The 230-nt window shown below is 53.5% G+C and carries 1 protein-coding gene; it reads left to right on the top strand.

Going from position 1 to position 230, the window contains the following annotated elements; translation table 11 throughout:
- A partial coding sequence (locus tag KK062_RS30625; RefSeq protein WP_254088164.1) for an aminotransferase class V-fold PLP-dependent enzyme occupies window positions 1-230 on the top strand: 230 nt, incomplete at both ends.

Genomic DNA, 230 nt, shown 5'->3' with positions numbered 1-230 from the left:
GTGTGCAGCATGTGATCACGTCGCCGGTCGAGCACCATGCAGTAAGCCATACGTTGGAAGTGCTGGCGCGTCAGGGTTGGTTTAAGCTGCATCATGTCACGCTCGACGAGAAAGGGCATATCAATCTGGACGATCTCGAAACGTTGCTCAAGGAAAATCCGCATGCCGTGGTGTCGCTGATGCATGCGAATAACGAGATCGGCAACTTACTTGACATCGAGCGGGTAGGA

This window comes from Dawidia cretensis, assembly GCF_018598175.1.
GTDB classification, from domain to species: Bacteria; Bacteroidota; Bacteroidia; order Cytophagales; family Cyclobacteriaceae; genus Ohtaekwangia; species Ohtaekwangia cretensis.
Note: the sequence above shows the minus strand (reverse complement) of the source record. Positions and strands in the feature narration are given on the sequence as shown.